Source organism: Halalkalibaculum roseum (genome assembly GCF_011059145.1).
Lineage (GTDB): Bacteria > Bacteroidota > Rhodothermia > Balneolales > Balneolaceae > Halalkalibaculum > Halalkalibaculum roseum.
Genome location: NZ_JAALLT010000002.1, coordinates 504,330 through 517,492, shown reverse-complemented (window position 1 = coordinate 517,492; position 13,163 = coordinate 504,330). Strand labels below are relative to the sequence as shown.

The following is a 13,163-nucleotide window of genomic DNA, read 5'->3' as shown; positions in this document are numbered from 1 at the left end:
CTCTAACTGTTCACTTTTGCTGATGCCGCTTTCCTGATTTCCTGCTTTAGCTCTTCCACACCAAACGGACGGCCTTTGATCTTATTGATACCCCTGGCAGCAATCATGAACCTGTCACGAATCAAACTTACCAGCTGACCGTTATTGATCTCCGGAACCAGCACTTGCTTGAATCCTTTTAGCAGGTCCCCAAGATTTTTTGGAAAAGGAGCAAGATACCTGATGTGAATATGCGAAACGTCCATTCCCTCTTCCCTCAGTTCATGGACCGCCGTACTGAGACTGCCATAGGTAGATCCCCAACCCACCACAACGATTTCTCCCTCCTCATTTCCGGAATCAACCTGCTGAAGCGGAATATAATCGGCAATTTTGTCACGTTTAGCCTGTCTCATTTTAACCATCTTCTGGTGATTATCGGGGTCGTATGACACATCACCGGTCTCATCTTCCTTCTCAAGCCCGCCAACGCGGTGTTCCAGGCCTTCTGTGCCGGGAATGGACCAATGCCTCACAAAGCGTTCATCCCGTACATAGGGAAGAAATTTGGCCGCATTTTCGTCTCGAGCCGGCTCAAACTCTACCTGGATATCCTTTAAATCGCCGGATTGAGGAAACTTCCAGGGCTCGGACCCGTTAGCCAGGAATCCATCGGAGAGGTACATGACCGGAATCATATGTTCCAGTGCAATACGGCAAGCTTCGAAGACCGTATCAAAACAGTCAGCCGGTGTTTTGGGAGCCACGATAGCAATCGGGCTCTCCCCGTTTCTGCCGTGCATTGCCTGCATAAGGTCAGCCTGTTCAGTTTTGGTTGGCATACCTGTTGAGGGACCGGCACGCTGAATGTTGAGAATCACAAGAGGCAGTTCCAGCATGACTGCAAGTCCGATTGCCTCACCCTTGAGTGCAATACCGGGTCCGGAAGAACTGGTGACACCCAGTGAACCGCCGAAAGCTGCTCCGATTGCCGAAGAGACGGCCGCGATTTCATCTTCCGCCTGGAAAGTGGTAATTCCGAAATTTTTTAGTTTAGACATACCGTGTAGTACATCAGAGGCAGGAGTTATCGGATAGGATCCAAAAAACAGCGGAAGCCTGCTTTTTCTGGCTGCAGCAGCAAGACCCAGAACGGTAGATTCATTGCCGGTTATATTTCTATAGGTACCCGGTTCAAGGGAGGCTTCCTTAACCGTATAACGTGCAGATACCACTTCGGTGGTCTCGCCGTAGTTATAACCTGCTTTGAGTACGGTAACATTGGCCTCCGCTATTTCAGGACTTCCAGAAAATTTGTCCTTTAAATATCTTATGGTTGAATCCAGCGGCCGTTCGTACATCCAATATAGAAATCCAAGTACGAACATATTTTTGCAGCGATCGATTTCTTTGAAAGTGAGTTCTGAATCGGATAAGGCTTCACGGGTGATCTTGGTGACATCGATTTCAATGAGCGAGTATTCAGATAGGGTATCATCCTCAAGGGGGCTGACTTCATTATTCTCATATTTGGCTAGATTCAGGTTTTTTTTATCAAATCCTGATGTATTAGCGATGACAATTCCGCCTTTTCTGAGCAAATCAAGGTTGGCCTTTAAAGCCGCTGCATTCATGGCAACCAGGACGTCGCATATATCTCCCGGTGTAAGTATCTCCTTGCTGCCAAAGTGAAGCTGGAAAGAGGATACTCCGGGTACCGTACCTGCGGGCGCCCTGATCTCAGCAGGAAATTCCGGCAACGTTCTTAAATCATTTCCCTGAAGTGCCGCTGTGTTTGTGAATAATGAACCGGTGAGCTGCATGCCGTCGCCCGAATCGCCGGCAAATCGAATGGTTACTTCTTCCTTTACTTGCTTTTTTGCAGCCATAATGGTTTGATTTTAACATAATGGTCAAAATCAATGTAATACAAAATTTGCAATCTAAGGAATAGAACTTCTTACGGGACGCTGCTTAGGCCACTTCATCAATCAGCGAAACAATACCTTCGTACATCTGTGCCAGCTGCTTCTTAGTAGTGCAGTAGGGAGGCATCAAGTAGAGCACATTGCCCAGCGGACGTAGCAAGAGGCCTTTATCCACACACTGCTCTTTAATATGATTGGCTATAGGATTGAGGTAACCCTCCTCTCCTTCGGCAGAAATATCCATGGCAGCAATGGTCCCGCAAACTCTAAGCTTCTTCAATTTCGGATGATTTTTCAGCTTCTCCAGATGTCCCAGATGCCACTCTTCCATATTGCTGAATATCGATTCATTTTCGACCATCAGGTCATAGGAGGCCAGTGCCGCAGCACAACCGATGGGATTTGCCGTATAGCTGTGCCCATGCCAGAATGTTTTTATTGGATCCGAGCTGTTGAAGGCCTCATAGATACGGTCGGAACAGACCGTCACTGAGAGTGGAAGGAATCCACCTGTCAATCCCTTTGCGAGGCAGATAATATCGGGTTCTACCTGTGCTCTCTTGCAGGCAAACCAGTCGCCGGTTCGTCCGAATCCGGTCATTACCTCATCGAAAATAAGCAGAGTATTGAACTGGCGGTTGACCCAGTGCAGCTCCTGCAGAAACTCCTTACTGCACATATTCATGCCACCTGCCCCCTGCACCAGAGGCTCGATCATAATTCCTGCATATTTTTCAGGGTTCTCCTTCAGCAATTCCTCTACCTTCTCGATCACCTTGCTCTCTTTCTCGGTCCTATCCGGGTCTCCGATCCATGTCGCCGGATAGGGTACAAATTCTACATCAAATAACAGATCTTTAAATACTTCTGTGAACACAGATCGCTCCCCAGCTGACATGGCGCCAAAGGTATCACCGTGATAGGCTCCCTCAAAACAGATAAAAGTTTTTCTCTCCTGCCCGATATTTCTCCAGTACTGGTAAGCCATCTTCATGGCAACTTCAACAGCCGTGGATCCATCATCCGAGAAAAACATCCTGTTTAGTGTTCCCGGCAGTTTTTGCGTTACCTTTTCGGCCAGCTTTTCCGCGGGATCATGGCTGAAATTGGCAAATATTACCTGTTCCAACTTTGAGGCCTGATCGGCTATGGCCTTTGCAATTTGAGGATGGGCATGACCGTGCAGATTCACCCACCAGCTGGATATGCAATCCATAATGCGTCGCCCGTCTTCCAGTTCCAGCCACAAGCCATCCCCCTTTTGAACCTTTATGGGCTCGGGTGCATCTTCAATAATTGTGAAGGGATACCAGATATTTCTATGCATAGAATACTTTCAAGACGAGAACAATATGTCTCAGGATTTAAAAATTTTGTTGAATTCGTTTTTCAGGGTTTTGGGATCAAGCGTTTGCAAAGGTTCAATTTCACCCAGCACTTCTACCCGGCCGTACTTTTCAATAGCTTTTCTGTTACTTTCGTTTTTAGGCCCATTCATGACAACCCCTATAATAGGTATGTTCCTATTGCGCAAAGCCTCTAGGGAGAGAAAGGTGTGATTGAGTGTACCCAATTCACTGCGAACAACCAGTAAGACAGGCAGGCGGAACTTCTCAATGAGATCAATAATCATATCATCGTCATTTAAAGGCACCAGCAAGCCGCCGGCTCCTTCAACCACCAGGTTGTTTGATCCGGTATCGGGTAGTTGAAAATCATCCAAAGAGATCGATACCCCGTCTATGGCTGCAGAGGCGTGCGGAGAAAGCGGTTCCTGAAGTCGATACCGCTCGGGTTTGAAATGTGTATCGGGCAGACCCGTAACTCTTTTAACAAATTCAGTATCGGTTTCCTCCTCAAGTCCGGACTGTACAGGTTTCCAGTAAGTTGCCGACAGACCAAGGGTCACCATAGCAGAAACGACCGTTTTTCCGATCCCCGTATCTGTACCACTGATAAATATATTGGATGGGAATTCTTCTAATCTCATGAGACATGATCTCTTTTTACCGCCAGGAACACAACATGATAACTTACTGTGATATCCTCTTCGTTTTGACTGTCCCAGTGCCTGATAAGCATTTTCATCTCGGAAGGAGTCAATGAGCGACCCTTTCTATGGGTCCCAGCACCTATATTTTTTAAATGCCTGAAAAAATGAAGGGCGGATGGATATGATTCTGTTACGGTGTCTTCATAGTAGTCAACCTGTACCGGACCGGTGGACATTTTGATGACTATCTCTTCGGTATCCGGCAAGTCATTGCCGGTGAAAGGAAGCCCAAGATCTTCACAGCATTTCTTCCATTCAGGGAAACTTTCATTCCCCGGGAATGATGCCAATAATAAGCCCCCCGGCCTGGTAGCTTCCATCAATTTTCCAAGCGTAAGCGCCGGATCTTTGAACCATTGCGCAGCAAATCCGCATACGGTCATACCGTATTTCGGCTCCTCTGTTTGAAGCTGCTCTGCATCCAACTGTTGAAATGAGATATTTTTAGCAGATTGGAACCGGTCCCTGCAAAAATCGACCATTTCTTCCGATAAATCTGTTATGACCTTTTCTCTTTTAGGGTATAGATCTACAATCCCGTTGGTCACGAAGCCTGTTCCGCAACCTACTTCAAGTATGGGTCCCGGTGGCAGGATATCACGCCATGGTTTTAATGAAGCAATCAGCCGGTTGGCTACCTCCTTTTGAACCGTAGCATGTTCATTGTAGTCAGTTACCGAACTGCCGAAACTTTCGGCTATTTTCCGGTTCATTTTTGGTACTTCAGAAATTGTGCTACCCATTAAGAAGTAAGATTTTGTATCTCAGGTTCAATAAACTGCCAACATTGTTGATTATGCGTATAGGGCAATGCATGTCCGGCATCTTTTACTTCAAAATATTTTGCCTGTTTTGAATAGGTATCGTACAAGCTTCTGCCCTTTCTGCGATGAACAATGGCATCTTCAAAGCCATGAAGGATACAGATATTATCGACACTTTTCAGTAAGGAAACTTCAAATGTTTGAGTGTTGAGGCGCTCAAGATCTTCGACAAGGAGATCCAGGTTCGGGGTACCTTCAGGCAGTTTGCGGGGTTCGTCCGGTTTGTATGTATTTGTATAAAACTCCTTTAACACCTGTTCCGGATGTCCCTGCAGAGCATTTAGCATCTGTTTAATAATGAGTTTTGATCTTCTGCGATACTGTGCGGCTACCGGATGAAAATCAATAAACCCGCTGCAGATTACGACCAAATCAGCTTGTCTATAGAGATCATCCGGACAAAGATGTAATCCGAATGAATGCGTCAAAATTACATTTTTCCTTTCGCTACCTGTGAAAACGGGTGTACTTTTAGGTTTCCCAATATAGCCTCGCTCAAATACGGTAAACTCTATGTTTTCAGGTAGTAAATCCTCCCATCCTGCCCAAAAAGAGCTGTCAAAACCCCACCCATGAAATGCTACAATTTCAGCTTCCCGCATTACTCCACTCCTTCATCTTATTCAACAAGTAATCAATTTGTGCATCGGTATGCGCTAGTGATATTGTCAGGCGTATGCGTGAGCTGTTCTCCGGAACTGTTGGCGGGCGTATGGCCGTTGCAAGGATGCCCTGCTCTTCAAGCCATTCTGCCAACTCCAGCGTTTCGACTTCATCGCCGATGATTACAGGGATAATTTGAGTGCTAGATGGACCTGTATCGAATCCGTAGCCTTGCAAACGGTCACGCACTTTCTCAATAGTTTTATGATAGCGGGAACGTTGTTTTTCCATATATGGAATCAAATCCAGTGCAGAATCAATAGCACCGATTACCGCGGGCGGAAGCGCCGTAGTATAAATAAAACCCGGACAATAGTTGATGAGATACTCTTTCATTTTTGTCGAACAAGCTACATAGGCACCAAAAGAACCGAATGCCTTACCACAGGTTCCCAGTAGAATATCAATTCCTTCCACATCATAACCAAGCCCCAAGCCTTTTTCACCCCACACTCCTACGGCATGGGCATCATCTACAAACAATAAGGCATTATGCGCATTTGCTAATGCGGCTATCTCCTTTACATCACTTCGATCACCATCCATACTGAAAACGGTTTCGGTAATGATTAAAATGCGATTGTAATTTTCTCCTTTGGCCCTGACTAATAGTTTTTCAAGATGTGTCAGGTCATTATGATTAAATCGCTGGAGATCTGCCCTGCTTGCGAGTCCGCCTTTCAACAAACTGTTATGACTAAGCCTGTCTGCAAGCACCAGGGAATGCCGGTCGGTCAAGGTATCAATTAAAGTACTGTTTGCCTGAAAACCGGAATTAAAGATCAATGCCGCCTCCTTTTTAAGGATTTCAGCAAGCTTTGTTTCCAGTTCCTCGTGGATATCAAAGGTACCGGAAATAAGACGGGAAGCCGTAGAACCGGCGCCATATTTTTCAGTATAATTCCTGGATTTCCGGATTACCTCAGGATGTTTTGATAAACCCAGGTAATCGTTCGAACAGAAGTTTATCAGCTCTCGACCTTTTTTAGTGACGGTCAGTCCATCACCGGAGGGTATAAGGGTCTGAAGGGACCGAAATAAGTTATCTGCCTTTCGGTTTTCCAGGTCATCATCTATAAATTGCTGCTTTGGTTTGGAGGGCACGTATTAGCGGGTAACCATATTTTGTTCCATAGTATTTCCGGTACTCCATGCGGAATCACTTTCAAAGGTCCTGAGCATCGCTCTGAATTGCCGTACAAATCTTCGCTTGTTATAACGGGGCGCAAACTGACCGAACTCCAGAATAAACAACCGATCTGTTTCCTCGTCATAGATGGTCATATTTGCAAAGGGACCACCCATGGCATCATTGGTCATGCGCCAGGTACCCAGTGTTTCAAAAGCAAGATGACCGTTTACACGGAGTGTATCCGTTTCAACCGGACGGCGGTACTCGGTAGTAACGTATGAGCTATCCCTGGTACCTCTTATCCACTTCTCCATGAGTGAATCTCTTTTGGTATTGATCCAGTCGGCATCGATATAATCTGCGGTTCTAACACTGTCTTGCCACCAGGCCCAAAACCACCTATCGTTATCTGGTAACGGGCGACGCATGGTTACAAGATTATTCAGGGAACCGTTGGCTACATATGAGGTGTCGATATTTTTTCTCCAGTCATGCTGAACCCTGACTTTCCAGCCGTGATTTTCCCAAAGAGTATCTTCCAGCGCATAGTTTTCACCGCGATCATAGATATCATACTGCCAGCGCCTGAACTCCTTCTCCATCAGGCTTTCAACCAGCGACTCCTTGGTGTTTCTGATATTTTCTGCTAAAGCAGAATCGCTGGTAGAAGTCAGAATGATTGACCACTGATTACGATACCACTGATCCTCTAAGGGGAAAGCAAAACTTTGTCCTTCCCTGACCCTGCTCTCTACCTGGTCATCCAGAAGTGCACGCACAAAACGTCCGACATTTGAACTGTCATCAATAGTTGCCGCGATAATCAAGTTCTTATTCTTTTTAATTACTTCCAGCTGTTCGTTATTGCGGAAGTCCACAAATCTAAGATCAAAAAGCGCTTCATAGTTGGGCAGAGTTTGTATGCCTTGCCCATAGGTTCGTCGAATTGCTTCAGCCGTCTGGCTATCGTGTTCGGTAGAATCCATCAGAACCACAGCGTCTCCAAAGGCACCTACTGCCTGCTGGCGGTAATCTCCGTCGCAGGCAAAGGCAAATAAGACAACAATGACCATTAAAAGTATCTTATTGAAAGCGTTCATAAATAGACTGTTAATTGAATTTAGTTGTTACCATACTTCAAGCCCCGAACAAAAGCAAATACTTCATCCATCCAACCTTCATCAGGGTAGTTACTACGAATGGTTTCAATTAAAGCACTTCCTACTATAAAACCATCCATGTCGCGGGCGATCTTTTCAGCATCTTCATGTGATTTAATTCCGAAACCTACCATAGTAGAATTTTTGGTAATGTTTTGTTTCACCCGTTCGATAAAACGAGCTACGGATTTTGAAACCTCCTCCCCATCCCTGGCCCCGGTCACACCGGTCACGGAGACGCAATAGACGAAACCTTCTGACTTTTCATCGATCAGACGCATTCTTTCATCAGATGTATTCGGGGCTACCAGATAGATAATAGGCAATTCATAATGATCTGCTTTCTCCTCCAGAATGCCGGACTCTTCCACCGGCAGATCCGGTATGATCAGTCCGTCAACTCCTGCATCAGAAGCTTCTTTACAGAAATCTTCGACACCGTACCGCATCACCGGATTCACATAGCCCATAAGAATAATCGGAATTTCCGATTGCTTCCTGACCCCCCGAACCATTTCAAAGATACCATCCATGGTGATGCCGCTCTCGATGGCCTTGTTGCTTGAATATTGGATAGTTGGCCCATCGGCAAGAGGATCGCTGAACGGCATTCCCAGCTCAATCATGTCTGTACCGTTCTGCTCAAATCCTAAAATCAGATCTACTGTGGATTCGAGATCAGGGTAACCGGCGGTGAGAAAAAGACTCATTATCTTTGAATCCTCATTCTTTTTCCGGAATAACTGGGTAATTCTGTGCGCGCTTTTTTCTTTGATCATTAAGTCTTTTTGGGTGGCTTCAATAGTTTATTTTAACTGTGAAAACAGTTGAATTATTATCGCAATATGTTCTAATCAGGACTATCTTTTCAAACTTTAACCGGTATTCAAAGAGCTACAAGTGTTCTGCTATGGTACCCATATCCTTGTCACCCCTACCCGAGCAGTTTATCACCACAATCTCATCTTCGCTTGTCTTTGGCATCAGTTCATCCAGATATGCAATGGCGTGTGCGGTTTCAAGTGCGGGAATAATACCTTCCAGTTCAGACAGTAGCTTCACTCCCTCCATGGCTTGAGCATCGGTAATAGCTTTATATGTCACTCTTTTGGAATCGTGAAGGTAAGAGTGTTCAGGACCTATTCCGGGATAGTCAAGCCCCGCGCTAATGGAGTGGGCCAAATGAATTTGCCCTTCATTGCTTTGCAGCAGGTAGCTGAGCGATCCATGAAGTACTCCCGGAGAACCAATACTGAGCGTTGCAGCCGTTTTGTCGGTTTCAGCACCATGTCCGGCAGCTTCAAGACCGTACATGCGTACAGATTCGTTTTCAATAAATGGATGAAAAAATCCGATGGCGTTTGAGCCCCCACCTACACAAGCCAGCAGATAATCCGGATCCTTTCCTTCAACTTCCTTGAGCTGGTATTTGGTCTCTTCCCCAATCACCCGGTGAAAGTTTCTCACCATCTTCGGGTAGGGGTGTGGGCCGACGACAGAACCGATGATATAGAAAGTATCTTCCACATTTGTTACCCAATCACGGATCGCTTCATTGGTTGCATCTTTCAATGTCTTCGAACCGCTCTCCACCGAGCGGACTTCGGTTCCCAGCAAGCGCATACGGTCTACATTCAGTTTTTGCCGCCACATATCCTCGGCCCCCATATAGACAATACACTTCATCCCAAACTTTGCACAGGCAGTAGCTGTTGCCACCCCGTGCTGACCGGCTCCGGTTTCTGCTATGATACGTTCTTTGCCCATCCTTCGTGCCAGCAATATCTGACCGATCGCATTATTGATCTTATGTGCACCTGTATGACAAAGATCTTCTCTTTTGAGGTAAATTCTGGCTTTGCCATAATGTTCAGTCAGGCGATTTGCATAGGTCAATTCTGTTGGCCTGCCGACGTACTCTTTCAATAGTCTCTTAAACTCGTCAAGAAAATCCTGGTCTTTCCATGCAGCTTCGTAGGCTTCTTCAAGTTCTTCCAATGCAGGAATGAGAATCTCAGGTACGAATTTACCTCCGAATTTACCAAAATAGCCGGTTTTAGTGGGCAGATCGTATGTTGCCATCAGTCAGTTTGTTGTTTGATAATATCTGTTAACAAATGTTTTCAGTAATACAGTGAATACAGTTAAAAGAAATGGTTCATTCCATAAATCCGCTAGACGGTTGGTTATAAAATGGCTTATAACTCCCCCATTTCCTGCTCTTCCCAGATCTCACGCATCTCCTCCATGAATGTTTCCACCTTGTCAAAGTCTTTTACTCCCGGTTCACTCTCCAGACTGCTGGAAAGATCGACAGCATAGGGTTGTACTTCCTTACAAGCTTTGCGGATATTATGCTCATTGATACCGCCTGAGAGAAAAAAAGGTTTACCGCCGCTTACTTCATCGACCAGAGACCAGTCAAATGTTTTACCCGTACCGCCCCATTGATCACCAAGTTTGGTATCAAACATCAGGTACTCAACGTGTGATAGATACGGTTCCACGGCAGCCTTAAGTTCCTCGGCATCAGTGGATGGTTCTACATGGATCACTTTTATAACGGGCTTTTCCACCATGGCAGTATATTCGGGCGATTCGTTTCCGTGGAGCTGTACCAGGTCAATGCCGGTCTGCCGGATTATCATATTGACATCATCCAGGGGCTGGTTGACAAATACTCCCACACACTCCGGCCCTTCAATCCAGTTGATGATCGCACCGGCTTCGGCATGGGTGATATATCTTGGACTCTCCTCATAGAATATGAATCCCAAGTAATGAGCCAGAGCCCCTGATACAAATCGTGCATCTTCCAGGGATGTGAGTCCGCATATTTTTACTTTGGTACGCTCTTCCTCGTTTGCAAACATTTTTTTCGGATTAACTCATATTTTTTTCAGATTCCTGATCTTCAGTAACAACCGCATTTTCTTCAACCAGCTGCTTCAATTCTCCGAGCATCTTTTCCACTGCTTTTCCAGGATCTGGCTGACGCATAAAATACTCCCCGATCAGCGCAGCATCAATATTATTATCATAGAGAAATTTCAGATCACCGGCACTGCTTAAACCGCTTTCAGAAACCAACACGGTCTCTTCCGGGGCCCTGTTCAGAAGCTCGATTCCCCGATGTAGATCGACATCAAAAGTCTTGAGGTCGCGGTTGTTAACGCCGAGAATGTTAATATATTCAAAATTAAGCCGATTTAGGTCATCCTCTGAATAACACTCAACAAGGCATTCCAAGCCATATTCGGTGGAGGCATGCAGCAGCTCATTGAGCTGGTTCCCTTCCGTTATGGTGGCAATTAACAGCACCGCATCAGCCCCATAGGCACGTGCTTCCTTAACCTGGTATGGATCGATGATAAAATCTTTTCTCAATACGGGGATGTCCACTTCCGTCGAAGCCGCACTAAGGTAATCCAGGCTTCCCTGGAAGGCAGGCTCATCAGTGAGAACGGACAACGCGCTCGCCCCTCCCTCAAAATATTGTGATGCAATTTTTTGTGGATTGAAATCTTTTCGAATGATCCCCTTGGATGGAGACGCCTTTTTAATTTCAGCAATTACCGAGACAGTACCTTTATTTCTCAAATTATCCCCAAACGGTCGCCTCGGGCGCTCGTACCATTCAAACGACTCAAAATCCATGAAACTGACTTTGCGTTTCCGTTTGACAAGGTCGGTTGCAGTCTGCTCTACGATTTGTTCCAAGATAGTAGCCATGTCAGTCAGAAACTTTCATTACATCGTTGGTAGCTTCGCTCAATCTTTTCAGGGCTTTCAAGGCTGATCCTGAATCAATACTCTCCTCGGCTAGCTTTTTGGCCTCATCCAGGCTCCCGGTTTTTCCCGATACATGAATTCCGAAGGTTGCGTTTAGAACCACGATATTTCGCTGAGCATTGGTCGCTTCGCCTTTGAGTATCGACCGGATAATGTCGGCGTTATAAAAAGCGTCGCCTCCCTGCAGCTGCTGAAGACTGACAGGTTCAAATCCCAGACTCGCCGGATCAAAAGGTGGGTGTTCCGTAACCACTTCTCCATCCAGCTCAAATACAAAGGTAGGTGCGCTCAGGCTCAACTCGTCCAGACCGTCACGGGCGTGAACACTGAAAACATGTTCGGTATTCAGATTGGAGAGTATTTCTGCTATTTGCCGTGAAGTTCGCTTGTCAAAAGCCCCGACTACCTGTCTTTTTACCTCCGCCGGATTCAAGAGCGGACCCATAGTATTAAAAAATGAACGGATACCCAGTACCTGCCGGGCAGGCATGACGTGCTTCATAGCCGGGTGAAAATGAGGAGCAAACATGAAAGCCATTTCGGTTTCGTGAAATACTTTTTCAACCTGTTCTTTGTGTAGGGTTGCAACGATATCCAGAGCTTCCAGCACATCAGCACTACCGCTTTTACTGGATACGCTCCGGTTGCCATGTTTCAGCACCGGAACTCCGGCACCGGCTACCACAAACATAGCGGCAGTCGAGATATTAAAGGTACCGGAATTATCACCTCCTGTCCCGCAAAGGTCAACGGCATTGGTAATGTCTACCTTGGGAGTAATGGCAGCTTCCCTCATCACCCTCACAAAAGTGGTAAGTTCTTCAATGGTTTCACCCTTTGCACGCATAGCGATTAGGAAAGCAGTGGTTTGTTCTACACCCACTTCACCCTCTATAATGGATTGAAGGGCACTTTTCGCCTCTTCCGGGCTTAAATCCCGGCGATCGGCCAGCTTCTCAAGTATATGCTTGATATCGGTCATAAAAATTGTTGAAAATTGCAGGTTTTAATTCTGTTTGAGCCAGTTTTCAATGATTTTAGGCCCTTCCGTGGTCAGGATACTTTCCGGGTGAAACTGAATGCCTTCTATAGGAAAATCACGGTGACGAAGTCCCATAATAACATCATCGTCACTGCGGGCTGTAATTTGTAATACATCAGGAATCTTATCCGGATTCAAAACCAGGGAGTGATAACGTGTAGCATCAAAAGGTTCTTCCACATTCCTAAACACGCTTTTCCCGTCATGATGCACCTTTGAGGTCTTACCATGCATCAGCTTGGGAGCATGAATAACCTCGCCGCCAAATACCTCTCCGATGGCTTGATGCCCAAGGCAGACGCCCAGTATCGGGGTCTTCTCCCCCATCTCCCGGATCAGCGCTTCCGTAATACCCGCCTCGTCCGGCCTTCCGGGTCCCGGTGAAATCAAAATCTTGTCAGGGTTCAATTCTTTTACTTCCTCAACCGTCATGGCATCATTACGAATAACCTTGTACTCATCGGTATGCACTGCCACCAGGTGCACAAGGTTGTACGTAAATGAGTCGTAATTGTCTATTATCAGTACCATACGCTTGGATAAGGTCTTAAAATTTTATTACTCAAATGAGACCGAACCATTAGTTCTCA

The 13,163-nt window shown here is 46.0% G+C and carries 13 protein-coding genes; all 13 read right to left on the bottom strand.

What is annotated here, in order from left to right:
• Positions 1-2: 2 nt before the first annotated feature.
• Positions 3-1,868, bottom strand: a complete 1,866-nt coding sequence (locus G3570_RS06370) for a 2-oxoacid:acceptor oxidoreductase subunit alpha (RefSeq protein WP_165140419.1) — start codon at positions 1,866-1,868, stop codon at positions 3-5.
• 85 nt (positions 1,869-1,953) lie between these two features.
• The gene (gene bioA, locus G3570_RS06365; protein ID WP_165140417.1) at positions 1,954-3,234 is read right to left on the bottom strand and encodes an adenosylmethionine--8-amino-7-oxononanoate transaminase; all 1,281 of its coding nucleotides are present in this window, start codon (positions 3,232-3,234) and stop codon (positions 1,954-1,956) included.
• A 30-nt stretch (positions 3,235-3,264) separates the two neighbouring features.
• On the bottom strand, positions 3,265-3,897 hold the full coding sequence (gene bioD / locus G3570_RS06360) for a dethiobiotin synthase (RefSeq protein ID WP_165140415.1): 633 nt from the start codon (positions 3,895-3,897) through the stop codon (positions 3,265-3,267).
• Positions 3,894-4,703: a methyltransferase domain-containing protein gene (locus tag G3570_RS06355; RefSeq protein WP_165140413.1), complete on the bottom strand. Its 810-nt coding sequence runs from the start codon at positions 4,701-4,703 to the stop codon at positions 3,894-3,896. The genes bioD and G3570_RS06355 overlap by 4 nt, the downstream gene beginning before the upstream one ends.
• Positions 4,703-5,386, bottom strand: coding sequence for an alpha/beta hydrolase (locus G3570_RS06350; RefSeq protein WP_165140411.1), 684 nt, complete (start codon positions 5,384-5,386; stop codon positions 4,703-4,705). The genes G3570_RS06355 and G3570_RS06350 overlap by 1 nt, the downstream gene beginning before the upstream one ends.
• Positions 5,373-6,551 carry an 8-amino-7-oxononanoate synthase gene (gene bioF / locus G3570_RS06345; protein ID WP_165140409.1) on the bottom strand — a complete coding sequence of 393 codons (1,179 nt, stop codon included), beginning with the start codon at positions 6,549-6,551 and terminating at the stop codon, positions 5,373-5,375. Before bioF ends, G3570_RS06350 begins: the two co-directional genes overlap by 14 nt.
• Before the next feature lie 3 nt (positions 6,552-6,554).
• Positions 6,555-7,679: a DUF4837 family protein gene (locus tag G3570_RS06340; RefSeq protein WP_165140407.1), complete on the bottom strand. Its 1,125-nt coding sequence runs from the start codon at positions 7,677-7,679 to the stop codon at positions 6,555-6,557.
• A gap of 20 nt (positions 7,680-7,699) precedes the next feature.
• Positions 7,700-8,518: a tryptophan synthase subunit alpha gene (gene trpA, locus G3570_RS06335; RefSeq protein WP_165140405.1), complete on the bottom strand. Its 819-nt coding sequence runs from the start codon at positions 8,516-8,518 to the stop codon at positions 7,700-7,702.
• Positions 8,519-8,633: 115 nt separating this feature from the next.
• Complete coding sequence (gene trpB / locus G3570_RS06330) at positions 8,634-9,821, bottom strand: tryptophan synthase subunit beta (protein ID WP_165140403.1); 1,188 nt, start codon at positions 9,819-9,821, stop codon at positions 8,634-8,636.
• 116 nt (positions 9,822-9,937) lie between these two features.
• A complete protein-coding gene (locus G3570_RS06325) occupies positions 9,938-10,612 on the bottom strand; it encodes a phosphoribosylanthranilate isomerase (RefSeq protein ID WP_165140401.1) in 675 nt (224 codons plus the stop codon).
• 10 nt (positions 10,613-10,622) lie between these two features.
• Positions 10,623-11,471 carry an indole-3-glycerol phosphate synthase TrpC gene (gene trpC / locus G3570_RS06320; protein ID WP_165140399.1) on the bottom strand — a complete coding sequence of 283 codons (849 nt, stop codon included), beginning with the start codon at positions 11,469-11,471 and terminating at the stop codon, positions 10,623-10,625.
• A gap of 1 nt (position 11,472) precedes the next feature.
• Entirely contained in the window at positions 11,473-12,513 is a 1,041-nt protein-coding gene (gene trpD, locus G3570_RS06315; protein ID WP_165140397.1) for an anthranilate phosphoribosyltransferase, read from the bottom strand.
• Positions 12,514-12,537: 24 nt separating this feature from the next.
• The gene (locus G3570_RS06310) at positions 12,538-13,104 is read right to left on the bottom strand and encodes an anthranilate synthase component II (protein ID WP_165140395.1); all 567 of its coding nucleotides are present in this window, start codon (positions 13,102-13,104) and stop codon (positions 12,538-12,540) included.
• Positions 13,105-13,163: the final 59 nt, after the last annotated feature.

What these genes read in the sequence shown, in the direction of transcription:
- trpC (WP_165140399.1), bottom strand. Translation starts at nt 11,471, where the DNA reads ATGGCTACTATCTTGGAACAAATCGTAGAGCAGACTGCAACCGACCTT.
- G3570_RS06355 (WP_165140413.1), bottom strand. Translation starts at nt 4,703, where the DNA reads ATGGGTAGCACAATTTCTGAAGTACCAAAAATGAACCGGAAAATAGCC.
- G3570_RS06350 (WP_165140411.1), bottom strand. Translation starts at nt 5,386, where the DNA reads ATGCGGGAAGCTGAAATTGTAGCATTTCATGGGTGGGGTTTTGACAGC.
- trpD (WP_165140397.1), bottom strand. Translation starts at nt 12,513, where the DNA reads ATGACCGATATCAAGCATATACTTGAGAAGCTGGCCGATCGCCGGGAT.
- G3570_RS06370 (WP_165140419.1), bottom strand. Translation starts at nt 1,868, where the DNA reads ATGGCTGCAAAAAAGCAAGTAAAGGAAGAAGTAACCATTCGATTTGCC.
- G3570_RS06310 (WP_165140395.1), bottom strand. Translation starts at nt 13,104, where the DNA reads ATGGTACTGATAATAGACAATTACGACTCATTTACGTACAACCTTGTG.
- bioD (WP_165140415.1), bottom strand. Translation starts at nt 3,897, where the DNA reads ATGAGATTAGAAGAATTCCCATCCAATATATTTATCAGTGGTACAGAT.
- bioA (WP_165140417.1), bottom strand. Translation starts at nt 3,234, where the DNA reads ATGCATAGAAATATCTGGTATCCCTTCACAATTATTGAAGATGCACCC.
- G3570_RS06325 (WP_165140401.1), bottom strand. Translation starts at nt 10,612, where the DNA reads ATGTTTGCAAACGAGGAAGAGCGTACCAAAGTAAAAATATGCGGACTC.
- trpB (WP_165140403.1), bottom strand. Translation starts at nt 9,821, where the DNA reads ATGGCAACATACGATCTGCCCACTAAAACCGGCTATTTTGGTAAATTC.
- G3570_RS06340 (WP_165140407.1), bottom strand. Translation starts at nt 7,679, where the DNA reads ATGAACGCTTTCAATAAGATACTTTTAATGGTCATTGTTGTCTTATTT.
- trpA (WP_165140405.1), bottom strand. Translation starts at nt 8,518, where the DNA reads ATGATCAAAGAAAAAAGCGCGCACAGAATTACCCAGTTATTCCGGAAA.